This window comes from Nocardioides litoris, from assembly GCF_006346315.1.
In the GTDB taxonomy this organism is placed as follows: Bacteria; Actinomycetota; Actinomycetes; order Propionibacteriales; family Nocardioidaceae; genus Nocardioides; species Nocardioides litoris.
On sequence record NZ_VDMR01000009.1, the window covers coordinates 187,710 to 210,872 of the forward strand.

Annotated in this window: 15 protein-coding genes; 14 read left to right on the forward strand and 1 reads right to left on the reverse strand. The window is 73.1% G+C overall.

Annotation, left to right across the window (positions count from 1 at the left end):
• The first annotated feature begins 3 nt into the window (after positions 1-3).
• Genes FJQ57_RS20630 through FJQ57_RS20670 form a run of 9 tightly spaced genes read left to right on the forward strand, consistent with a single transcriptional unit; the run spans position 4 to position 8,108 of the window.
• Entirely contained in the window at positions 4-267 is a 264-nt protein-coding gene (locus FJQ57_RS20630) for a hypothetical protein (protein WP_211349224.1), read from the forward strand.
• Complete coding sequence (locus FJQ57_RS20635; protein WP_139983996.1) at positions 264-1,103, forward strand: PhzF family phenazine biosynthesis protein; 840 nt, start codon at positions 264-266, stop codon at positions 1,101-1,103. Before FJQ57_RS20630 ends, FJQ57_RS20635 begins: the two co-directional genes overlap by 4 nt.
• Entirely contained in the window at positions 1,100-2,035 is a 936-nt protein-coding gene (locus FJQ57_RS20640) for a macrolide 2'-phosphotransferase (RefSeq protein WP_139983998.1), read from the forward strand. The genes FJQ57_RS20635 and FJQ57_RS20640 overlap by 4 nt, the downstream gene beginning before the upstream one ends.
• Positions 2,036-2,044: 9 nt before the next feature.
• Entirely contained in the window at positions 2,045-2,854 is an 810-nt protein-coding gene (locus FJQ57_RS20645) for a thymidylate synthase (protein WP_139984000.1), read from the forward strand.
• 23 nt (positions 2,855-2,877) lie between these two features.
• Positions 2,878-4,017 (forward strand): CDP-glycerol glycerophosphotransferase family protein, encoded by a 1,140-nt coding sequence (locus tag FJQ57_RS20650; protein ID WP_139984002.1) that lies wholly within the window; start codon positions 2,878-2,880, stop codon positions 4,015-4,017.
• 7 nt (positions 4,018-4,024) lie between these two features.
• On the forward strand, positions 4,025-4,522 hold the full coding sequence (locus tag FJQ57_RS20655) for a dihydrofolate reductase (RefSeq protein ID WP_246081948.1): 498 nt from the start codon (positions 4,025-4,027) through the stop codon (positions 4,520-4,522).
• 37 nt (positions 4,523-4,559) lie between these two features.
• Positions 4,560-5,480 carry an LLM class F420-dependent oxidoreductase gene (locus tag FJQ57_RS20660; protein WP_139984003.1) on the forward strand — a complete coding sequence of 307 codons (921 nt, stop codon included), beginning with the start codon at positions 4,560-4,562 and terminating at the stop codon, positions 5,478-5,480.
• Positions 5,481-5,484: 4 nt separating this feature from the next.
• A complete protein-coding gene (gene dapA / locus FJQ57_RS20665) occupies positions 5,485-6,384 on the forward strand; it encodes a 4-hydroxy-tetrahydrodipicolinate synthase (RefSeq protein WP_139984005.1) in 900 nt (299 codons plus the stop codon).
• A gap of 38 nt (positions 6,385-6,422) precedes the next feature.
• On the forward strand, positions 6,423-8,108 hold the full coding sequence (locus FJQ57_RS20670; protein ID WP_139984007.1) for a ribonuclease J: 1,686 nt from the start codon (positions 6,423-6,425) through the stop codon (positions 8,106-8,108).
• Between the two features lie 105 nt (positions 8,109-8,213).
• Here the strand turns inward: FJQ57_RS20670 and FJQ57_RS20675 are convergent, their stop codons facing one another.
• On the reverse strand, positions 8,214-11,597 hold the full coding sequence (locus tag FJQ57_RS20675) for a M4 family metallopeptidase (protein WP_170219538.1): 3,384 nt from the start codon (positions 11,595-11,597) through the stop codon (positions 8,214-8,216).
• Between the two features lie 294 nt (positions 11,598-11,891).
• On the opposite strand from FJQ57_RS20675, the gene FJQ57_RS20680 reads away from it, so the two are divergent.
• The 5 genes from FJQ57_RS20680 (at position 11,892) to FJQ57_RS20700 (ending at position 23,137) form a co-directional block, all read left to right on the forward strand.
• Positions 11,892-14,606: an FtsK/SpoIIIE family DNA translocase gene (locus FJQ57_RS20680; RefSeq protein WP_139984010.1), complete on the forward strand. Its 2,715-nt coding sequence runs from the start codon at positions 11,892-11,894 to the stop codon at positions 14,604-14,606.
• Entirely contained in the window at positions 14,603-16,075 is a 1,473-nt protein-coding gene (locus tag FJQ57_RS23085; protein ID WP_211349232.1) for a helix-turn-helix domain-containing protein, read from the forward strand. The genes FJQ57_RS20680 and FJQ57_RS23085 overlap by 4 nt, the downstream gene beginning before the upstream one ends.
• A gap of 89 nt (positions 16,076-16,164) precedes the next feature.
• The gene (gene rimO, locus FJQ57_RS20690) at positions 16,165-17,580 is read left to right on the forward strand and encodes a 30S ribosomal protein S12 methylthiotransferase RimO (RefSeq protein ID WP_139984012.1); all 1,416 of its coding nucleotides are present in this window, start codon (positions 16,165-16,167) and stop codon (positions 17,578-17,580) included.
• On the forward strand, positions 17,577-18,197 hold the full coding sequence (gene pgsA, locus FJQ57_RS20695) for a CDP-diacylglycerol--glycerol-3-phosphate 3-phosphatidyltransferase (RefSeq protein ID WP_139984014.1): 621 nt from the start codon (positions 17,577-17,579) through the stop codon (positions 18,195-18,197). Before rimO ends, pgsA begins: the two co-directional genes overlap by 4 nt.
• A gap of 155 nt (positions 18,198-18,352) precedes the next feature.
• On the forward strand, positions 18,353-23,137 hold the full coding sequence (locus FJQ57_RS20700; RefSeq protein WP_139984016.1) for an ExeM/NucH family extracellular endonuclease: 4,785 nt from the start codon (positions 18,353-18,355) through the stop codon (positions 23,135-23,137).
• The last annotated feature ends 26 nt before the right edge of the window (positions 23,138-23,163 follow it).

The following is a 23,163-nucleotide window of genomic DNA, read 5'->3' on the forward strand; positions in this document are numbered from 1 at the left end:
CCCGTGCTGCCCGAGCCGCCCGCCACGTTCCGCCGCCCCTCCGCCTCCGAGCGCCCCTGGTGGTGGCGCCTGGAGACCGCCGACGGCACCGAGGTCGCGCCCGGCGGCGACGCCGCCGACCTGGCCGACCAGCGCTTCGCCAACCAGGCCGACGCCGAGTCGTGGGTGGGGGAGGTCTTCGGTCGGCTGGCCGAGGCCGGCGTCGACCAGGTCGTCCTGCACGAGCACGACCGACGGGTCTACGGCCCGATGTCGCTGCACCCGTGAGGTCGTTCCGCCAGGTCGACGTCTTCTCGACCGAGCCGCTGCTCGGCAACCCGGTCGCCGTCGTCCACGACGCCGACGGCCTCGACGACGACCAGATGGCCGCCTTCGCTCGCTGGACCAACCTGTCGGAGACGACGTTCCTGCTGCGGCCCACGCAGCCGGGCGCCGACTACCGGCTGCGCATCTTCACCACCGGCGGCGAGCTGCCCTTCGCCGGCCACCCCACCCTCGGCTCCGCCCACGCCTGGCTGGAGGCCGGGGGCGAGCCGGCGGCCGCCGACGCGATCGTCCAGGAGTGCGGAGCCGGGCTGGTCACGGTGCGGCGCGACACCGACGGGGCCGGTGGCCGGCTCGCCTTCGCGGCGCCGCCGCTGCGCCGCTCCGGCCCGGCCGACGAGGCCGACGTCGCGGCCGCGGTGCGCGGTCTCGGCCTGCGCCGCGACGACGTCGTCGACGCGGCCTGGGTCGACAACGGCCCGGGCTGGCTCGGTCTGCTGCTCCCCGACGCCGAGACGGTGCTGCGCTGCGGCCGGGGCGAGGGCTTCGCCGACCTCAAGGTCGGCGTCGTCGGTCCGCGCCCCGCGGGCGACGAGTGCGCGGTGGAGGTGCGGGCGGTCTACGACGGGTTCGAGGACCCGGTGACCGGCAGCCTCAACGCCGGGCTCGCGCAGTGGCTGGCCGGGCGCGTCCTGCCCCCGTCGTACGTCGCGGCGCAAGGGACCGCGCTGCAGCGGCGCGGCCGGGTGCACGTCGACGTCGTCGACGGCACCGTCTGGGTCGGCGGCGCCACCCGCACCACGATCACGGGCTCCGTCGACCTCGCGGGCGTCCCATGAGCGACGTCGGCCCCACCCTGACCGATGTGCTGGCCCTGGCGGCCCGCCACGGCCTCGACCTGGTCGCCGACGGAGCGACGGTCGTCGAGGCCGGCCTCGACTTCCGGGTCGTGCTGGCCGACGCGACCGACGGGCGGCGCTGGGCCCTGCGGCTGCCCCGCCGCCCCGACGTGGTCGAGGGCACCGACGCCGAGGCCCGCACCCTCGACCTCGTGGCGCCGGCGCTCGCCGCGGTCGGCGTCGCCGTGCCCGACTGGCAGGTGCGCAGCCCCGAGCTGCTGGCCTACCCCGCCCTGCCCGGCAGCCCCGGGCTGACCCTGACCGCCGCCGGCGAGCCCGTGTGGCACCTGGAGCCCGACAGCCCCGACTACGCCGCCCGCCTGGGCCGGCTGCTCGCTGCGCTCCACGCGATCACCGCCGAGCAGGCGGCGGTCGCCGGCGTCGAGGTGCGCACCCCCGAGCAGGTGCGCCAGGCCTGGCGCGACGACGTCGCGAGGGTCAGCGAGGCGTTCACCGTCGCCCCCGCCCTGTCCGAGGGCTGGCGGGCGTGGCTGGCCGACGACGCCTGCTGGCCGACGGCGACCGTGATGACGCACGGCGAGGTCTACCCCGCCCACGTCCTGCTGGCCGACGACGGCACGGTCACCGGGGTGCTCGACTGGACCACCGCCCGCGTCGACGACCCCGCGCGCGACCTCTCCGCCCAGTACGGCGCCGCCGGCTCGGCCGGGCTCGAGGCCACCCTGGCGGCGTACGCCGAGGCCGGCGGGCGCGTCCACGACGGGCTCGCCGCGCAGGCCCGCCACCTCTGGGACGCCGCGCCGCTGGGCTACGCCCTCTACGCGCTCACCACCGGCGCCGAGGCCGACCGCGCGACCGCCCAGGCGCTGCTCGACCCCGAGAGCCAGCCCGGCACCCCCGGGTCGGAGTAGCCTCGGCCCGTGCGCGCCTACCTCGACCTGCTCCAGCGGATCCTCGACGAGGGCGTGGAGAAGGCCGACCGCACCGGCACCGGCACGCTGTCGGTCTTCGGCCACCAGATGCGCTTCGACCTCAGCGAGGGCTTCCCGCTGGTCACCACCAAGAAGGTGCACGCCCGCTCGGTCTTCGCCGAGCTGCTGTGGTTCCTGCGCGGCGACACCAACGTGAAGTGGCTCCAGGACCGCGGCGTCACGATCTGGGACGAGTGGGCCGACGCCGACGGCGACCTCGGGCCCGTCTACGGCTACCAGTGGCGCTCGTGGCCGACCCCCGACGGCCGCCACGTCGACCAGGTCGCCCAGGTCGTCGAGCAGCTGCGCCGCGACCCCGACTCGCGCCGCCACGTCGTCTCGGCGTGGAACGTCGCCGACATCCCCGACATGGCCCTGGCGCCGTGCCACACGCTGTTCCAGTTCTACGTCGCCCCGCAGGCCGACGGCCCGGGACGGCTGAGCTGCCAGCTCTACCAGCGCTCGGGCGACGCGTTCCTCGGCGTGCCGTTCAACATCGCGTCGTACGCCCTGCTGACGCACATGGTCGCCCAGGTGACGGGGCTCGAGGTCGGCGACTTCGTGCACACCCTCGGCGACGCGCACCTCTACACCAACCACCTCGACCAGGCCCGGCTGCAGCTCACCCGCGAGCCGCGGCCCCTGCCGCGGCTGGTGCTCGACCCCGCGGTGACCGAGCTCGACGCGTTCGACCTCGAGCACGTCGTGGTCGAGGGCTATGACCCCCACCCGGGCATCAAGGCCCCCATCGCCGTCTGAGGCCGCGGCTCTACACTCGGGGCGTGTCCGAGGTCTCCGTCGTCGTCTACTTCGCCGACGACCCGACCCGCACCTACCAGCTCGTGCAGTGGCTGCCCGTCCTCGAGGTGCTCCACCAGCAGCACCCGGTCGCCCTCGTGCTGCGCGACCCCGCCTCGGCCGAGGTCGTGCGGTCCCGCACGACCCTGCCCCTCCACCTGGTGCCGTCGCTGACCGAGCTCACCGAGCTGTACGACGCCCTCGGCCACCGGGTGGTGCTCTACGTCAACAACTCCCCGCTCAACTTCCAGTCGCTGCTCGACGCCCGCGTGCTCCACGCCCACGTCAACCACGGCGAGAGCGACAAGCAGTCGATGGCCAGCAACAACGCCAAGGCCTACGACCGCGTCTTCGTGGCCGGCCAGGCCGCGGTCGACCGGCACGCCGCGGCGCTGATGGAGTTCGACACCTCCCGGCTGGTCCGCATCGGCCGCCCGCAGCTCGACCTGCGCACCGCCGCGCTCCTCGACGACTCCGACCGCCGCACGGTGCTCTACGCCCCCACCTGGGAGGGCGACGCGGCCTACAACGACTACACCTCGGTCCCGGGCATGGGCGGCCAGGTCGTCGACGCGGTGCTCTCGCTGCCCGGCGTCCGGCTCGTCTACAAGCCGCACCCCAAGCTGGTCACCAGCCGGCGGCCCGACGTCCGCACCGCCCACCTCGACCTGCTGGCCCGCATCGCCGACGCCCAGGAGCGCGACCCCGGTGCCGGCCACCTCGCGATCCTCGCGGGCGACATCCTCGCCGTGATGCCCTCGTGCGACGCGATGGTCACCGACGTCTCCTCGGTCGGGCTCGACTGGCTCTACCTGCGCAACGAGAAGCCGCTGCTGATCACCGACCCCCACCGCGACGGCGACCGGCTGCGGCTCGAGGTGCCGGTCAGCCGCTGCGCCGACGTCGTCGACCCCGACACCGTCGCCGGCCTGGCCGACCTGCTCGCGGCCCGGCTCGAGGTCGACGAGCACCAGCTGGCCCGGCTCGCGATGCGCCACCACTACTTCGACGACCTCCAGGTCGGCGAGAGCACCACGCGCTTCGTCGAGGCCGTCGGCGAGCTCGTCGCGCTGCGCGACCGGCTGGCCGGCGTCACGCCGTCCGACGGGGCGATGCTCGCGTGAGGCGCGCGTGAAGCGGGTGCTCCTCGTCGCCGCGGTGGCCCGCAACGGCGTCATCGGGCACGGGCCCGACATCCCCTGGCGGGTCCCGGGCGAGCAGGCGGAGTTCAAGGCGCTGACCCTCGGCCACACCCTCGTCATGGGGCGCACGACGTACGAGTCGATCGGCCGGCCGCTGCCCGGGCGCACCACCGTCGTGCTCACCCGCGACCGCTCCTGGACCCCCGGCCACGACGAGGTACGGGTCGCGCACAGCCTCCTCGGCGCGCTCGGGGTCGCGGCCGCGGTGCCCGGCGGCGAGGTCGTGGTCGCGGGCGGCGCCCAGGTGTACGCCGAGGCGATCCACCTGGCCAGCGAGCTCGTGGTCAGCGAGATCCCGCTCGAGCCCGAGGGCGACGCCTTCTTCCCGGCCATCGACCCTCGGGTCTGGCAGGTCACCGACCGCGAGCGGTTCGACGGGTTCGACCGGGTCTGGTGGTCCCGGACCACCTCGCCCACCGCCGGCTGACGACCGGTCCGTCACGGGCCCCTGACAGGGTGGGGCCATGGACCTGCGCATCTTCACCGAGCCCCAGCAGGGCGCGACGTACGACGACCTGCTCGCGGTGGCCCTCCGCGCCGAGGAGCGCGGCTTCGACGCCTTCTTCCGCTCCGACCACTACCTCACGATGAGCGGCGACGGGCTCCCCGGACCGACGGACGCGTGGACGACGCTGGCCGGCCTGGCCCGCGACACCTCGACCATCCGGCTCGGCACGCTGATGACCAGCGCGACGTTCCGGCTGCCCGGTCCGCTGGCGATCACCGTGGCCGGGGTGGACCAGATGAGCGGTGGCCGGGTCGAGCTCGGGCTCGGTGCGGGCTGGTTCGAGCGCGAGCACGCTGCCTACGGCATCCCGTTCCCCTCGACCGGTGAGCGCTTCGACCGGTTCGAGGAGCAGCTGGCCGTCATCACCGGGCTCTGGGGGAGCGACGGCGGGTTCAGCCACGACGGCACCCACTACCCGCTCACCGACAGCCCGGCCCTGCCCAAGCCGGTGCAGGACCGGCCGCCGATCATCATCGGCGGCCGGGGCGAGAAGCGCACCCCCGCCCTCGCCGCGGCGTACGCCGACGAGTTCAACCTGCCCTTCGTCGACGTCGAGACCACGACCGCCCAGTTCGAGCGCGTCCGCCGGGCCTGCGAGGCGGCCGACCGCGACCCGGCGACCATGCGGTGGTCCAGCGCGCTCGTGGTGTGCGTCGGGTCCGACGAGGCCGAGGTCGAGCGTCGGGCCGCGGCGATCGGGCGCGACGTCGACGACCTGCGGGCCAACGGCGTCGCCGGCACGCCCGACGAGGCCGCCGAGACCCTCCGCCGGTTCGCCGAGGCGGGCTCGGAGCGGGTCTACCTGCAGGTGCTCGACCTCGCCGACCTCGACCACCTCGACCTGATCGCGGCCGAGGTCGCGCCGCGGATAGCCTGAACCCATGACCGGCCCCCTCGGCACCGCCCCCTTCGGCACCGTCCTCACCGCGATGGCCACGGCCTTCGCCCCCGACGGGTCGGTCGACCTCGAGGCCACCCAGCGCATCGCCCGCCACCTCGTCGACCACGGCCACGACGGCCTCGTCGTCTCCGGCACCACGGGGGAGTCGCCGACCACGACCAAGGAGGAGGACGGCGAGACGCTGCTCGCCGTCCGCGAGGCCGTCGGCCCCGACGTGCCGCTGGTCGCGGGCGTCGGCACCAACGACACCAGCACCTCGCTGTGGCTGGCCCAGCAGGCGCGCAAGAACGGTGCCGACGGCGTGCTGCTCGTCTCGCCCTACTACAGCAAGCCCGGCCAGCGCGGCATGCTGCAGCACTTCCGCCAGGTCGTCGACGCCGCCGAGCTGCCCGTGATGCTGTACGACGTCCCCGGCCGCACCGGCTCGACCATCGCCCTGGAGACCTACACCGAGATGGCGGCCTGGGAGCAGGTCGTCGCGGTCAAGGACGCGGTCGGCGACCTGGCGAGGGGCAGCCGCCTCGTCGAGCTCGGCTACGCCGTCTACTCCGGTGACGACGAGCTCAACCTGGCCTGGCTGGCCCATGGCGCGGTCGGGTTCGTCTCGGTCGTCGGCCACGCCTGCGGCGACCAGCTGCGGGCCATGCACGACGCGTTCACCGGCGGCGACGTCGCCGGCGCGCGCGAGATCTACCAGCGCCTGCTGCCCGCGATCGACGCGGTCATGGGCGCAGCCAACTACGGAGCCACGACCGCGAAGGCGGCCCTCGAGCTGCTCGGCGTGCTCGACAACCGCCGCGTCCGCTCGCCGCTGGTCGCCCTCGACGACGACGAGGTGGCCGCGCTGCGCGTCGGCCTCGCCGCGTCCGGGCTGCTCTGACGTCGACGACGCACCCACCGATCCGTGAGGACCACCACGTGAGCCACCCGCACCCCGAGCTCTCCACCCCGCCGCCGCTGCCGAAGGGCGGGCTGCGCGTCATCCCGCTCGGCGGGCTCGGCGAGGTCGGGCGCAACATGACCGTCTTCGAGTACGACGGCCGACTGCTCATCGTCGACTGCGGGGTGCTCTTCCCCGAGGACCACCAGCCCGGCGTCGACCTGATCCTCCCCGACTTCGGCCCGATCCGGGACCGGCTGGACGACGTCGAGGCCCTGGTGCTGACCCACGGGCACGAGGACCACATCGGCGCGACGCCGTACCTGCTGCGCGAGCGCCAGGACATCCCGCTCGTCGGTTCCGAGCTCACCCTCGCCCTGCTCGACAGCAAGCTGCGCGAGCACCGGCTGCGCAACACCGTGCACCACAAGGTCAAGGAGGGGCAGCGGCTCATCCTCGGCCCGTTCGAGCTCGAGTTCGTCGCGGTCAACCACTCCATCCCCGACGCGCTGGCCATCGTCATCCGCACCGGCACCGCGACGGTGCTGCACACCGGCGACTTCAAGATGGACCAGCTGCCGCTCGACGGCCGGATCACCGACCTGCGGGCCTTCGCGCGGGTGGGGGAGGAGGGGGTCGACCTCTTCCTCACCGACTCCACCAACGCCGAGACGCCGGGCTTCACGCCGGCGGAGAAGTCGATCACGCCCGTGGTCGACCAGGTCTTCCGCGACAGCAAGCAGCGCATCATCGTGGCCTGCTTCGCCTCCCACGTGCACCGCGTCCAGCAGGTGCTCGACGCCGCAGTGGCCAACAACCGCAAGGTGGCCTACGTCGGCCGCTCGATGGTGCGCAACATGGGCATCGCCCGCGACCTAGGCTACCTCACCGTCCCCGGCGGCACCCTCGTCGACGCCAAGGAGCTGGCCGACCTGCCGCCGGAGCGTCAGGTGCTCATCTCCACGGGCAGCCAGGGCGAGCCCATGAGTGCGCTGAGCCGGATCGCCCAGCGCAGCCACAACTTCGTGCACATCGAGGAGGGCGACACCGTCCTGCTCGCCTCGAGCCTCATCCCCGGCAACGAGAACGCCGTCTACCGGGTCATCAACGGCCTGGCCCGCTGGGGCGCCAACGTCGTGCACAAGGGCAACGCCCACGTGCACGTCAGCGGCCACGCCAGCGCGGGCGAGCTGCTCTACTGCTACAACATCGTGCAGCCCCGCAACGTGCTCCCGGTGCACGGCGAGATCCGGCACATGCTGGCCAACGCCGAGCTGGCCCGGGCCACCGGCGTCGAGAACGTCGTGGTCGCCGAGGACGGCGTCGTGGTCGACCTCGTCGACGGCGTGGCCACGATCACCGGCAAGGTCGACGTCGGCCTCGTCTTCGTCGACGGCACCTCGGTCGGCGACATCACCGAGGCCGACCTCAAGGACCGACGGATCCTGGGCGAGGAGGGCTTCATCTCCGCCATCGTGGTCGTCGACTCGGTCAGCGGGAAGGTCTCGGCCGGGCCCGAGATCCACGCCCGCGGGTTCGCCGAGGACGACGCGGTCTTCGACGCCGTCAAGCAGCCCATCATCGACGCCGTCAACGCGGCGCTCGCCGAGGGCAACACCGACGCCTACCAGCTGCAGCAGACCATCCGCCGGGTGGTCGGTCGCTGGGTCAGCGGCGCGCACCGCCGCCGCCCGATGATCATCCCGGTCGTCGTCGAGGCCTGAGGTCCTGGCCCCTGGCCCCTAGGCCCGGCCCCGGAGGGCCCCAGACGCGGAGGAGCCCCCGCCGGCGATGCCGGCGGGGGCTCCCGCGTCATGGTGCCGCTGGGGTCAGCGGAGCACCCGGACGGTGATCACCCGGGACCTCTTGGTCCGGTAGTTCGCCCCGCCCTCGTAGACGGCGGTGAACTTGTAGGTGCCGACCCGGTTGAGGTCGCGGGTCGTGATGCGCGCGAAGCCGTTGCGCAGCGTCGCCGCACCCCAGGACTTGCCCTGGGCCCGCAGGCTGACCCGGCCGGCCGGGACCCCGGCGGGCGACTCGACCTCGACCCGGACGTTGACCCGGTTGGTCCGCTTGACCTTCTTGGAGGCCTTGATCACCCGGACGGAGGTCGACGCCTTGCGGACGGTGACGGCCACCGGGACCTCGGCGGCACCGAAGGTGCCGTCACCGGCGTAGGAGACGGTCAGCGCGTAGGTGCCGGCCGGGGTGTCGGCGGGCAGGGGCAGCGTCGCCGTCCCACCGTCGAGCTCCGCCGTGACCGGAGCGCCGGCGCCCTCGAGGGTCACCGTGCCGGTGGCCTCCTCGGGTGCGGAGACCTTGACCGAGCTGGCGTTGCCGAAGGTGGAGGGCTGGGGCTGGTGCACGGCGGTCAGGTCGGTGGCGTCCTTGCAGACGGTGAGGACCAGGTTGTCGAGGTACCAGCCGTCGTTGCCGCCGCAGCCGTCACGACCGAAGTCGAAGCGCAGCTTGACCTTGTCGCCCGCCTTCACGCCGAGCTTGGCCAGCGAGATCGTCGACTGGCCCCAGCTGCCGACCGTCTTGCCGCCGTCGGTGCCGGTGAAGCCCGGCTGGCCCGCGAGCGGCGAGGTGTTGGTCGCCGCGCCGGCCATCGTGGCGTTGTAGGGGTTGAAGAGGTACGCCGACGCGGGGACCAGCAGGAACGGGCTGCCGTTGACGCTGGCCTTGACGTTGCCGCCGTCGTACCCGCCCTCCGTCGCCACGTAGTGGTCGACGCTGACGCGCGGGGTCTGGCCGGCGGGGACGGTCAGCTCCTTGCTCACGATCGAGTCGCGGCTGGAGATGTCGTCGTCGCCGGGGGCGCAGGCGCCCTCGTCGGGGTCGGGGGCGTAGGCGACGGTGCCGGTACGGCCACCGGGGGCCTGGTCGGTGGCCTTCCACGGGAAGCCCTCCGTGGCGCCCGTGGCCAGCTGCTGCTCCGGGGTCCAGCTGGTCAGGCCCTTCTCGAAGTCGTCGACGACAGTGGTCTCGACGACGGTGCCGTCACCACAGGGGCTGACCTTGCCGGGGGCGAGCAGCGGCTGGAAGTTGCACTGGACCGGGTCCTTGCGCATCTCCACGGCCACGACGGCCTTGCTGACCGACTGGCAGTCGGTGGCGGTGATGGAGTCCGCGGCGGCCGGGGTCGCGTTCGCCACGGTCGAGAGCTTGTTGATCGGCCTGCCGACCAGCTCGGCGCAGGACTGCTCCAGGGCGTTGGCCGCGTCGGTGAAGTCCGAGGACGGCACCAGGTGGGCGGTCTGGGCGACCCACCAGATGTTGGCCGCCTTGTCGAGGCCGATGCCCGCGATGGTCTGGCCGTTGTAGGTGCCGCCGTCGACCATCAGCGCGTAGGCGTGGTTGGGCACACCCGAGTTGCCGTGGACGCCGCCGTTGTCGGTGAGCAGCGGGTCGCAGTTGTACTCGGCGTCGCTGACCTTGCCGGGGTTGCCGTAGCAGGTGGGGTTCCACATGTCGCGGATCGCGCCGCCGAAGGCGGTGGACTTCTCGCCCACGAGCCACCGGTTGGCGACCGGGCGGGTGGAGGCGTCCTCGGCCTGGATGGTCATGGCGACCGCGCCGGCGCCCTTGATGCGGGCACCGTCGCCCTGGGTGACCATGAGGCCCCGGATCGTCGACTCGCCCGACGGGGAGATCGGCAGGCCCGCGGCGTTGTTGCCGAAGACGATGCCGACCGCGCCGGCGGCCTTGGCCTGGTCGGCCTTGATCTGGAACGAGCAGGTGCCGCGGTCGGCGTAGGCCCACTTGCCGGACACGGCGGTGGCGTTGGAGTAGGCCGAGCAGCCGTCGGTGGTCGAGGGGCCGGCCGCGTCGGCGGCGTCGGTGGCCACGACGACCTCGGCGGTGATGGTCTCGGCGGTGAAGGCGGGGCCGAAACCGGCGGCCGCCGCCGTGCACGGACCGGCAGCCGAGGCGGGCGCGGTGATGTTGACCTGCAGCTTGGCCGGGGCGGTCGGGTCGCACTGGGTGGTCGTGCGGACCTTGTTCTCCTCGCCCTCGTCCTCGCGGTTGTTGATGAGGTCGAGCGTCTCGCCCCACACGTCGGAGTAGGCCTCGTTGAGCGCGCCGGACTGGTACTGGTAGATCAGGCCGGAGGTGTACTCGGTGTAGGCGTGGCCCCACTCGTGGGAGACGACGTCGTCGGAGGTGACACCGTTGCAGTAGTTGGTCGTGGTGCCGTTCCAGTTGGCGTTGGGGCAGCTGATGCGCGGGTCGTTGTTGACCGTGCGCATCCGGGCGCCCTCGCCGTCGTAGGAGTCACGACCGAAGGTGTTCTTGAACATCCAGTAGGACTCGCCCGCGGAGTTGACCAGGTTCTGCTGGTCCACGTTGAGGGAGCCGGGGAACGGGTCGCCCTCGCCCCACACCTTGGTGATGACCGGGGCCGCGGCGGTGCCGGTCGCCTCGTTGAGCTCGCGGTCGAGCGCGGCGTGCACGAGGGAGTAGCGGTTGACGGGCTTGCCGGTGTTGGCGTCGATGAAGACCTGGTCGCGGACGTCACCGCCGTCGGAGACCTCGACGACGTAGGCCAGGACGGCCTCGCCCTGCTCGCCCTTGAGGGCACCGAGGCGGTAGACCTGCAGCTCGTTGGTGACGGCCTCGACGCCCGAGGTGTCGGCCTTGGCGCCCTCGTGGGAGGTCGGCGGGTCCTCCTTGACGAAGCCCACGGCCCGCTCGGCGGCCTGGGAGGGGGACAGGCGCGGCGTCGTGGACAGGTCGAGGTCGGGCGCGGCGTAGCCGGCAACCGAGGTCAGGTCGCCCTGCTCGTCGACGGTCGCCTTGAGCGCGGAGCCGAAGACCGGCAGACCGCGGTACTCCTGGTGGTAGGTCACGGTCCAGCCGACCTGGCTGGGGGTGACGCTGCCCTGGACCAGCTGGTCCTTGCCGAGGCCGAACGACGAGCCGTACTGGTCGAGGTAGGCGGTCGCCTTGGCCACGGCCGAGGTCGGCGAGGACGCCTGGCGGCCCGGGAGGAGGTCGGCGTTGGCGCCGCGGGCGGCGACGAAGCCGACCTTGCCGGTCGCGCTGTCGGTGGAGGCGACGACGGTCCCGTCGGCGGCCGCGCGCAGCGCGGACACCCCCGTCGGGTCGTCGGTGCGGGCAGCACCGACGGCGGCTGACGGCGACCCCGGCACGAGCGCCAGGCCCGTGACGGCGAGCGCCACGCTCAGCCCGGTCTTGAGGAATTTCACGAGATGTTCCCTCCGAGTGGAATGTTTGCGGCCGGCCTGTGATGTGGCCCACCAACGCGCCACCTTAAGGAACCCTGAGCAGAAGGGCTAGGGCAGACCTAGTCACGGCTGGGTAACGGGAATGGCTCGAACAGGTCAGGGCGCGCCACCCGAACAGGTGACACGCGCGGTGGGGTGCGCAGATCGTGTGACCTGTGGTGCACGAGGGTCGAACGAGGGCCGTGTGCCGGATGGGGACGACACGCATTCCTGTGGTCCCTGGGACGCACGAGGCGATCACCTAGGTTTGCTGTCATGGCGACCCGTACGTCTTCCCCGCCGGGGTCGCGCAGCTCTAGCACGTCCGGTCGCAGCCGGAGCAGCACGAGCAGCACTGCCCGGAGCACACGGAAGACGCCCCCGAAGAAGTCCGGTTCCTCCGGCAAGCCCGCGGCCCGCGGCGGCCGCACGACGTCCTCGCGGCGACCGGCCCGCCCGCCGGCGCGTCCGGCGCCGCGCGCGGTGCGCACCGGACCGGGGCCTGTCGCCCGCCTCTTCCGCGGCCTCGCCCGCGCCCTGGCCGCCGTCTGGCTCGCCGTCGCGCACGCCGTCGGGTCCGGTGCCCGCAGCCTGGGCCGCAGCGCCCGCGACCTCGAGCCCGAGCAGCGCCGCGACGGGGCCGGGCTCTTCCTGGTCGGCGTCGCGGTCGTCGTCGGCGCCGCGGTCTGGTTCGCCGCGCAGGGCGGGGTGATGGGCCTGGCCCGCACCGCCGTGGTCGGCAGCGTCGGGAAGGTCGGCTGGCTGGTGCCGCTGGCCCTGGTCTGGGCCGGCTGGCGCCTCATGCGCCACCCCGTCGAGCAGGGCCCCGCGGGGCGCCAGGCCGTCGGCTGGGCCGCGCTCGGCCTCGGCGTGCTCGGCGTCGTCCACATCGCCTCCGGCAACCCCCAGCCCGTCGAGGGCGACACCACCCCGCTGCGCGAGGGCGGCGGCGCCATCGGGTACGTCGTCTCCTCGCTGCTCCTCGACCTGCTGCCCTCGGCCGCGGTCGTCGTGCCGGTGCTGGTGCTCGTCGCCCTGTTCGGCGTCCTCGTCATCACCGCCACCCCGCTCTACCGGGTGCCCGAGCGCCTGCGCGACCTGTGGGACTTCGCCCTCGGCCGTCCGCCGCTCGACGAGGACGACGCGTCGGCCCACGGGCACGGGGACGACATCGACCCCGACATGGGGGACCCGGCCTACGACACGCCGCTGGTCGAGGAGGCGCCGCGCAGGCGGCGCCGCAAGCCCGCCGCCGTCGACCCTGTCGAGGCCGGCCCCGAGACCGAGTCCTTCGACGCCCTCGACGTCGCGCTCGCCCACGACGAGCCCGAGGCGGCCCCGCGGGCCGGCCGCAAGCGCACCCCGCCCCCGGTCCTGGCCGAGCCCGCGCCGTACGAGCCGTTCGCGCCCGAGCCCGAGCCCGTGGCCGTCGTGCCCGAGCCCGTGGTCGACGACGGCCCGCTCGAGCCGCCGCCGCACACGCCGATCGAGCCCCGCATGGAGCAGCTGGCGCTCTCCGGCGACATCGTCTACTCCCTGCCCGGCAACGCCGTGCTCAAGGAGGGCTCGCCCCACAAGGCGCGGTCCAAGGCCAGCGACGCGGTGGTCGACCGGCTGACCCAGGTGCTCGACGAGTTCGGCATCGACGCCCAGGTCACCGGCTACACCCGCGGCCCGACCGTCACCCGCTACGAGGTCGAGCTGGGCCCGGCGGTCAAGGTCGAGAAGATCACCGGCATCCAGAAGAACATCTCCTACGCCGTCGCCTCGGCCGACGTGCGGATCCTCAGCCCGATCCCCGGCAAGTCGGCGGTCGGCGTGGAGATCCCCAACGTCGACAAGGAGATCGTCAGCCTCGGCGACGTGCTCCGCTCCGGCGCCGCCCGCGGCGACCACCACCCGATGGTCGCGGGCCTCGGCAAGGACGTCGAGGGCGGGTTCGTGGTGGCCAACCTGGCCAAGATGCCGCACCTGCTCGTCGCCGGCGCCACGGGCTCGGGCAAGTCGTCGTTCATCAACTCGATGATCACCTCGGTGCTGATGCGGGCCACGCCCGACGAGGTGCGGATGATCATGGTCGACCCCAAGCGGGTCGAGCTGAACGCCTACGAGGGCGTGCCCCACCTGATCACCCCGATCATCACCAACCCCAAGAAGGCCGCCGAGGCCCTCGCCTGGGTCGTGCGCGAGATGGACCTGCGCTACGACGACCTGGCCAACTTCGGGTTCCGCCACATCGACGACTTCAACAAGGCGGTGCGGGCCGGCAAGGTCGAGCTGCCGCCGGGCAGTGAGCGCGTCCTGGCGCCCTACCCCTACCTGCTGGTCATCGTCGACGAGCTCGCCGACCTCATGATGGTCGCCCCGCGCGACGTCGAGGACGCGGTCGTGCGGATCACCCAGCTGGCCCGCGCGGCCGGCATCCACCTGGTGCTCGCCACCCAGCGGCCCTCGGTCGACGTCGTCACCGGCCTCATCAAGGCCAACGTGCCGTCGCGGCTCGCCTTCGCCACCTCCTCCCTCGCCGACAGCCGGGTCATCCTCGACCAGCCGGGCGCGGAGAAGCTGGTCGGCCAGGGTGACGGGCTGTTCCTGCCGATGGGCGCCTCCAAGCCCGTCCGCGTGCAGGGCGCCTGGGTGACCGAGGCCGAGATCGCGCAGGTCGTCAAGCACTGCAAGGGCCAGCTCGAGCCGACGTACGTCGAGGACGTCACCGCGCCCGCCAAGAGCGACCGGGTCCTCGACGACGACATCGGCGACGACATGGACCTGGTGGTCCAGGCCGTCGAGCTGGTGGTGTCGACCCAGTTCGGGTCGACCTCGATGCTGCAGCGCAAGCTGCGGGTCGGCTTCGCCAAGGCGGGCCGGCTCATGGACATCCTCGAGAGCCGGGGCGTCGTCGGACCCAGCGAGGGCTCCAAGGCCCGCGACGTGCTGGTCAAGCCCGACGAGGTCGACGCCGTCATCTTCACCATCCAGGGGGAGCAGTGAGCGACACCACCCTCAGCACCGACACCGACACCCACGTCGAGCCCGACGTACCCGTCGACGAGGTCCCCGAGGACGTCGTCGAGGTGCACCGCGACGGCCCGCTGTCGATGCTGGTCGGCGGCACCGCCGGCCTCGTCGCGGTGGCCTACCTGGCGCGCGCCGTGGGCTCCGGCTCGACGCTCGACTGGGTGCTGTGCCTGGTCGTCGCGGCCGTGGCCGGCGTGCACCTGGCCGCCGTGCTGGACGCCCGGGCGCCGCTGGTGGTCGTCGACCGCCAGGGCGTGCGCATCCGCCGCGGCCGGACGTGGCACGGCATCGCCTGGGACGACGTCGACCGCGTCGAGCACCGTCCGCGGGCCTCGCTGCTGCGCGACGGGTCGCTCGGCGTCGTCGCCCGCGACGGCCGGGCCGTCTCGGTCCGGCTCGGCATGTCGACGCGGTTGACCGGCTGCGACTGGCACGAGCTCGGCGAGGCCCTGGTCGACCTCAGCGAGGACCGCGCCACCGTCGTCGAGGAGGCCCCGGCGGGCGTGGCCCCGCGGGAGGACGGACCCGAACCGGGCCGCGAGGTCGTCGGCGGACGGCGTGACGAGGTCCGCCTCGACAAGCGCCCCGCCGCAGCGCCCGCCGAGCTCGAGGAGGTTGACGACGACACCGCCGTCGTGGTCCTCGACCCCGCGCCGGCGCCGGCCCCCGTCGCCGACGTCTCCGCCACCTCGACCATCGTGATCGACGCCGGCGAGGTCCCGGCGACCCCCGTCGACCCGGTCGTCGGTCCGGTCCTGCAGGCCGCCCGCACCCGCCTCGGCCTCGGGGTCGACCAGCTCGCCGAGCGCACCCGCATCCGCCCCCACGTCATCGAGTCGATCGAGCTCGACGACTTCGGGCCCTGCGGCGGCGACTTCTACGCCCGCGGCCACCTGCGCACGCTGGCCCGCGTGCTCGGCGTCGACGCGGCGCCGCTGCTGGCATCGTACGACGAGCGGTACGCCGACGCGCCCATCGACCCGCGCCGGGTGTTCGAGGCCGAGCTGGCCACGGGCGCGGGCAGCGCGATCCGCGGTACCCGCGGCCGGCTGAACTGGTCGGTCCTCGTGGCCGCGGTGATGGCGGTCGTCCTGGTCTGGTCGGTCGCCCGGCTGCTCATGGACGGGCCCGTGCCGGTCGCCGACCAGCCGGTCCTCAACGGCTCGCCCGGCGGGCAGGCCCGGCTCAGCGGCGGCAGCACCGAGCGGGTGCCCGTCACCTTCACCGCGGCCACCGGCGGCGCCCGGGTCACCGTGCGCAACGGCGACGGCCGGGTCGTCTTCGACGAGCCCCTCGCCTTCATGCAGACCGCGAAGCTCGACGTCGCCCCGCCGGTGCGCATCAGCAGCACCGACGGTGGTCTCGAGGTGAGCGTCGACGGCGAGGACGAGGGCGCGATCGGCACCGCGGGCAGCGCCGCGCAGCGGTTCTACGTGCCCTGAGCCGCCCTCCAGCGCCTCCGACCTGCCCCGGCGCGGTCCACTCGGAATTCGGGTGGCCGGTCGGGGCGGCGTCATACTGGCCGACAGCCATGACGACGAACCAGACGACGCCCGCCACCTCCGACCTGCTCTCCGTCGCGATGCTCACCCTCGGGTGCGCGCGCAACGAGGTGGACTCCGAGGAGCTGGCCGGACGGCTGGCGGCCGACGGGTTCCGCCTCGTCGACGACCCGGCCCAGGCCGACACCGTGGTGGTCAACACCTGCGGGTTCGTCGAGCAGGCCAAGAAGGACTCCGTCGACGCGCTGCTCGAGGCCGCCGACCTCAAGGAGACGGGGCGGCCGCAGGCCGTCGTCGCGGTCGGCTGCATGTCCGAGCGCTACGGCAAGGACCTCGCGACCAGCCTGCCCGAGGTCGACGCGGTGCTGGGGTTCGACGACTACACCGACATCGCCGGCCGGCTGCGCTCGATCGTGGCGGGGGAGACCCACCACCCGCACACGCCGTCCGACCGCCGACTGCTGCTGCCCATCAGCCCCGTCGACCGGGCCGACCACGCCCCCGACGTGGCTCCCCGCGCGCGCCTGGAGTCCGGGCCGATGGCCCCGCTCAAGCTGGCCAGCGGCTGCGACCGCCGCTGCTCGTTCTGCGCCATCCCGAGCTTCCGCGGCTCGTTCGTCAGCCGTCGGCCCTCCGACGTGCTCGCCGAGGCGCGGTGGCTGGCCGGCGAGGGCGTGCGCGAGCTGTTCCTGGTCTCGGAGAACTCCACGTCCTACGGCAAGGACCTCGGCGACCTGCGGCTGCTCGAGACGCTGCTGCCCGAGCTGGCGGCCATCGACGGGATCGAGCGGGTCCGGGTCTCCTACCTCCAGCCCGCCGAGACCCGTCCCGGGCTGGTCACCGCCATCGCGGCGACGCCCGGCGTGGCGCCGTACTTCGACCTGTCGTTCCAGCACGCCTCCGCGACGGTGCTCCGTCGCATGCGCCGGTTCGGCGACCCGGAGTCCTTCCTCGGGCTGCTGGACCAGGTGCGGGCGCAGGCGCCGCTGGCCGGCGTGCGCTCCAACGTCATCGTCGGGTTCCCCGGCGAGACCGAGGACGACCTGCAGACCCTGTGCGACTTCCTGGAGGCGGCCCGCCTCGACGTCACCGGCGTGTTCGGCTACTCCGACGAGGACGGCACCGAGGCGGCGTCGTACGACGACAAGCTCGACGACGACGAGGTGTGGGCGCGCGCGCAGCACGTGACCGCGCTCGTCGAGGAGCTCACGGCGCAGCGCGCCGAGGAGCGGCTCGGCGAGGAGGTGCTGGTGCTGGTGGAGTCGGTCGACCACGTCGAGGGTGGCGTCGTCGCCGAGGGCCGCGCCGCCCACCAGGGTCCCGAGGTCGACGGCACCACGACCCTGTCCGAGGGCGACTGGTCGGTCGGCGACCTCGTCGCCGCGGTGGTCACCGGCACCGACGGCGTCGACCTCGTCGCCCGGCCGACGGGCCCGGCTCGATGAGCACCGAGCAGCAGGCGGCGGTCTCCAACTGGAACCTGCCCAACGCCCTGACGGTCCTGCGGATCGCGCTCGTCCCGGTCTACGGCTGGTTCCTGCTGGGCCACGACCACGACTCGGTCCTGTGGCGCTCCCTGGCCTGGGTGGTCTTCGCCATCGCGATGATCACCGACAAGATCGACGGAGACCTGGCCCGCTCGCGGGGGCTGGTGACCGACTTCGGCAAGATCGCCGACCCCATCGCCGACAAGGCGCTGACCGGCATGGCCTTCGTCGCCCTGTCCATCACCGGCGACATCTGGTGGATCGTCACCATCGTGGTGCTCCTGCGGGAGTGGTCGGTGACCCTGCTGCGGCTCTCGGTCGCCAAGGACGTGGTCATGGCCGCCGCGCAGAGCGGCAAGGTCAAGACGACCCTGCAGGCCCTGGCCCTGGGCGGCCTCACCCTGCCCGGCAAGCAGCTGACCGGCTGGGCCGACGTCCCGGGCGACGTCTTCTACTACCTCGCCCAGGCCTTCCTGGCCGCCGCGGTCGCGATGACGCTGTGGTCGGGCTACGAGTTCTTCCGCGACTTCGCACGACAGCGACGGGCCGGCCGCACCGGCGCCCCCTCGACCTGAGGTAACCGTCGGGAGACGTTTTCGTCCCGTTCGCCTGTTCTGCTGGACGAATTGTCGGTGGGCTGGCTTACTCTTCAGGTCTTCCCCCGGCACACCTCCCTGGGTGTGCTGTGCCTGTCTCGTGTCTCGCCGTCCCTCGAAGGGTCCTCGTCTCTGTGTTCACGCACGCCTCACGGCGTCGCGCCCTGACCGGCACGCTCCTCGCCGGCCTCGTCGCGGCCCCGCTCGCGCTCGGATCAACCAGCTCACCCGCCTCGGCCAACCCCTCCGGCACCGGGCTCGTCATCTCCGAGGTCTACGGGGGAGGTGGCAACAGCGGCGCGACCCTGAAGAACGACTTCATCGAGCTCTACAACCCCACCGAGGCCCCCGTCTCGGTCGCGGGCTGGAGCGTCCAGTGGCGCGCCTCCGGGTCCACCGGCGCGGCCACCGGCGTGACGCCGCTGACGGGCACCGTCCCGGCCAAGGGCCACTACCTGGTCCAGCAGGCAGCCGGCAACGGTGGCACCACCAGCCTGCCCACCCCGGACGCCACCGGTGACATCGCCATGGGCGGCACCGCGGGCACCGCGATCCTGTCCAACGGCACCGCGGCCGTCGACCCGGGCGTCGACTCCCTGGCCGCCAACCCGGCGGTGGTCGACCTCGTCGGCGTCAACAGCAACGTCTGGGAGGGGGCCGGCAAGGCGCCCGCGATGTCGGCCACGACGTCGTCCAAGCGATCCGCGACCGGCGCCGACAGCGACAACAACGCGGCCGACCTCAGCTCCAGCGCGCCCGCGCCGGTCAACGCCGCGGGCCAGGCCCCGGTCCCGCCCGTGCAGTGCGGCACCTCGATCGCCGCCGTCCAGGGCACCGGCAGCTCCGCGCCCTGCGCGGGCCAGACCGCCACCCTCGACGGCGTCGTCACCGCGGTCTACCCCGGCACCTTCAACGGCTTCTACATCCAGACCGGCGGCACCGGTGGCGCCACCGACGCCACCCCGGGTGCCTCCGACGCGATCTTCGTCTACGGCGGCCCCGACTTCGACAACACCCAGGGCCTCGCGCTCGGTGACTCGGTGCGGGTCACCGGCCCGGTCTCGGAGTTCAGCGGCCTGACCCAGCTCACGCTGGCCACCGCGGGCTCGGTCTCCAAGCTGCCGTCGCCGCTGGCGCCGGTGACCCCGCTCGCGATCGCCTACCCGGCCACCGCCGAGGCGCGCGAGGCGCACGAGGGCGAGCTGCTCGCCCCGACCGACGCCTTCACGGTCACCAACGTCTTCTCCACCAACCGGTACGCCGAGATCGGCCTCGCCACCGGCACCCGACCGCTCATCCAGCCGACCGAGGTCGGCGCCGTCGGGTCCGACGCCTACAACGCCCAGCTGGCTGACAACGCCGCCCGGGCCGTCACGCTCGACGACGGCGCCAGCATCGACTTCCTGCCGACCGGTGGGGGCGACAACCAGGACATTCCGCTCCCGTGGCTGACGCGCGACCGGTCGATCCGGGTAGACGCCAAGGCCACCCTGGTCGCCCCGGTCATCCTCGAGTTCCGCAACAACACCTGGAAGTTCCAGCCGCGCCAGCAGGTCACCGGCGACGGCGCCTCCGTGGCGACCTTCGCCGACACCCGCGCCGCCGAGGCCGACGGGCCCCGCCCGGTCGGTGGCGACCTCAAGATCGGCACGTTCAACGTGCTCAACTACTTCCCCGTCACCGGCCAGGTCTGGGAGAAGAAGGGCCTCGGCACCTGCACCTACTTCCGCGACCGCGACGACGACCCGGTCGGCGTCAACTCCTGCACCAACAACGGCCCCCGCGGAGCCGCCGAGCTCGGCGACCTCGAGCGCCAGCAGGCCAAGATCGTCAACGCCATCAACCGCATGGACGCCGACGTGGTGAGCCTCGAGGAGATCGAGAACTCCATCAAGGTCGGCGAGACCGACCGCGACGCGGGCGTCCGGCAGCTGGTCGCGGCCCTCAACGCCGCCGCCGGCACCCGTCGGTGGGCCTTCGTGCCGTCCCCGCCGGCCACGGCCCTGCCCCCGCTGGCCTCGCAGGACGTCATCCGCACGGCGTTCATCTACGACCCGGCCGCGGTCAACCCCGTCGGCGCCTCCAAGGTGCTGCTCGGCTCCACGGCGTTCACCAACGCCCGCCAGCCGCTCGCCCAGGCCTTCAAGCCGGTGGGCGCCGGAGCCGACGCGGCGTTCGCCGTGGTGGTCAACCACTTCAAGTCCAAGGGCGACAGCACGCCCGTGGCCACGGGAGACAACGCCAACGGCCCGCAGGGTGCCTTCAACGGCGACCGGACCCGCCAGGCCAAGGCCCTGGCCGACTTCGCCACCGCGTTCGCGGCCGAGCGCTCGGTCGAGGAGGTCTACCTCACCGGCGACTTCAACGCCTACACCGCCGAGGACCCGATGAAGGTCCTCGCCGACAACGGCTACTCGATCGTGGAGTCCACCGAGCCCGGTGACTACTCCTACAGCTTCAGCGGCCTGTCCGGGTCCCTCGACCACGTCCTGGCCAACGCGGCCGGCAAGGCCCGGGTGACCGGCGCCGACGTGTGGGAGATCAACGCCAACGAGTCGGTGGCCTACCAGTACAGCCGCCGCAACTACAACGCGACGCAGTTCTTCAACGGCTCCGACCCGTTCGCTGCCTCCGACCACAACCCCGAGGTCATCGGCATCGGCGCGCCCACGGGCACGCAGACCGAGATCAACCTGCTCAACATCAACGACTTCCACGGTCGCATCGACACCAACACCACCGCGTTCGCGACCACCGTCGAGCAGCTGCGGGCCGAGGGTGGCGAGGACAAGACCCTGTTCCTCTCCGCCGGTGACAACATCGGGGCGTCGCTGTTCGCCTCCGCGATCGCCGACGACGACCCGACGCTCGACGTGCTCGACGCCCTGGAGCTGCGGGCCTCCGCGGTCGGCAACCACGAGTTCGACCAGGGGTTCGCCGACCTCCGCGACGACGTCGCCCCCGACGTCGACTTCTCCTACCTCGGTGCCAACGTCTACCGCGCCGGCACGCAGACGCCGGTGCTCGACGAGTACGACCTGTTCGAGGTCGACGGGACCACGGTCGCGGTCATCGGCGCGGTGACCCAGGAGACGCCCTCCCTCGTCTCGCCCGGCGGCATCGAGGGCCTCGAGTTCGGCGACCCCGTGGCCGCGGTCAACCGGGTCGCCGCCCGCCTGAGCGACGGCATCTCCACCCGCCAGAACGAGGAGGCCGACGTGATCGTCGCCGAGTACCACGAGGGCGCCGGCGCCGGCATCCCCGACGGTGCGACGCTCGAGCAGGAGGTCGCCGAGGGCGGCGCGTTCGCCGCGATCGTCAACGACACCTCCGCCCAGGTCGACGCGATCTTCACCGGGCACACCCACAAGCAGTACGCGTGGGACGCCCCGGTGCCCGGTGAGCCCGGCCGCACCCGTCCCGTCCTGCAGACGGGGTCCTACGGCGAGAACGTCGGCCAGATCAAGCTGACCGTCGACCCCGCCACCGGCGACGTCGTGTCCTACACCCAGCGCAACGTCGCCCGGGCGGCGGCCGCCGACCTGACGCTGCCCCGGGTCCAGCAGGTCAAGACCATCGTCGATGCCGCGCTGAAGAACGCCGAGACCATCGGCAACCAGCCCGTCGGCCGGATCTCCGCCGACATCACCACGGCGTTCTCCGGCAGCACCCGCGACGACCGGGCCGCCGAGTCCACCCTGGGCGGCTTCGTGGCCAACGCCCTGCGTGACGGTGTCTCGGACTTCGCCGAGCCCGACCTCGGCCTGACCAACCCGGGCGGTCTGCGTGCTGACCTGCTGTTCAAGGGCAGCACGGCCAGCAACCCGGCCAACACCGACGGCGTCGTCACCTTCGCCGAGGCCAACGCCGTCCTGCCCTTCAACAACACGGTGGCCATCGTCGAGCTGACCGGGGCGCAGCTGGAGCAGGTGCTGGAGCAGCAGTGGCAGACCAACGCCGACGGCACCGTGCCCTCGCGTCCCTACCTCCAGCTGGGTCTGTCCGACAACGTGGCCGTCGTGGCCGACGAGTCCCAGCCGGCCGGGTCGCGCATCGTCTCGGTGCGCATCGACGGCCAGCCGCTCGACCCCGCCGCGACCTACACGATCTCGACGCTGTCCTTCCTCGCCCAGGGCGGCGACAACTTCCGGGCCTTCACCGGTGGCACCTACACCGACACCGGGCTGCTCGACGCGCAGCTGTGGCGCGACTACCTGGCGACCGGGACCGTCGAGGCGCCCCTGCAGCCCGACTTCGCCCGTCAGCAGGTCTTCGCCAGCGGCCTGGGTGCCACCCTGCCGGCCGGTGCGACCAGCACCTTCCGGCTCGGGGTCCCGACCGGTGACACCGTCGCACCCATCACCGGCACGACGCTCGACCTGACCTCGCTCGGCAGCCCGGCCAACACCGAGGTCGTCGCCACCCTGGTCGACGGCGCGACCGAGACGCCCCTGGGCACCTACCCGGTGTCCGCCGGGGTCGCCGAGGTCAGCCTGACGCTGCCCGCCGGTGCCACGGGGGTGGTGCGCCTGGTCGCCAACCCCAGCCGGACCACGGTGACCGTGCCCGTCGCGACCGCGACGGAGCCCGGCCCCGGTCCCGGTCCCGGTCCCGACCCCGAGCCGGTCAAGGCGACGCCGTCCGTGGACGTCCGGCACACGCCCGGCAAGGTCGTCGTCGACCGCACCCGACCGCGGCTCGTGGTGGTGGTCCGAGCGGCGGGCCGCGCCGCGACCGGCTACGTCCGGGTGCAGGCGGCCGGCAAGACCTTCGTCCGACGCCTGACCAACGGGCGGCTGCAGCTCCGCCTGCCGGCATACCAGAAGGTGGGTCGCAAGCCCGTCGTGGTGACCTACAACGGCAACGCCACCACCAAGGCGTCGCGCACCACGCACACGATCCGGGTGGTCCGCCGCTAGGACTGCTCGCGTGAGCACAGGAGGCC

Coding starts and splice junctions, on each gene's coding strand:
- FJQ57_RS20640 (WP_139983998.1), top strand. CDS start 1,100: ATGAGCGACGTCGGCCCCACCCTGACCGATGTGCTGGCCCTGGCGGCC.
- FJQ57_RS20660 (WP_139984003.1), top strand. CDS start 4,560: ATGGACCTGCGCATCTTCACCGAGCCCCAGCAGGGCGCGACGTACGAC.
- dapA (WP_139984005.1), top strand. CDS start 5,485: ATGACCGGCCCCCTCGGCACCGCCCCCTTCGGCACCGTCCTCACCGCG.
- FJQ57_RS20680 (WP_139984010.1), top strand. CDS start 11,892: ATGGCGACCCGTACGTCTTCCCCGCCGGGGTCGCGCAGCTCTAGCACG.
- pgsA (WP_139984014.1), top strand. CDS start 17,577: ATGAGCACCGAGCAGCAGGCGGCGGTCTCCAACTGGAACCTGCCCAAC.
- rimO (WP_139984012.1), top strand. CDS start 16,165: ATGACGACGAACCAGACGACGCCCGCCACCTCCGACCTGCTCTCCGTC.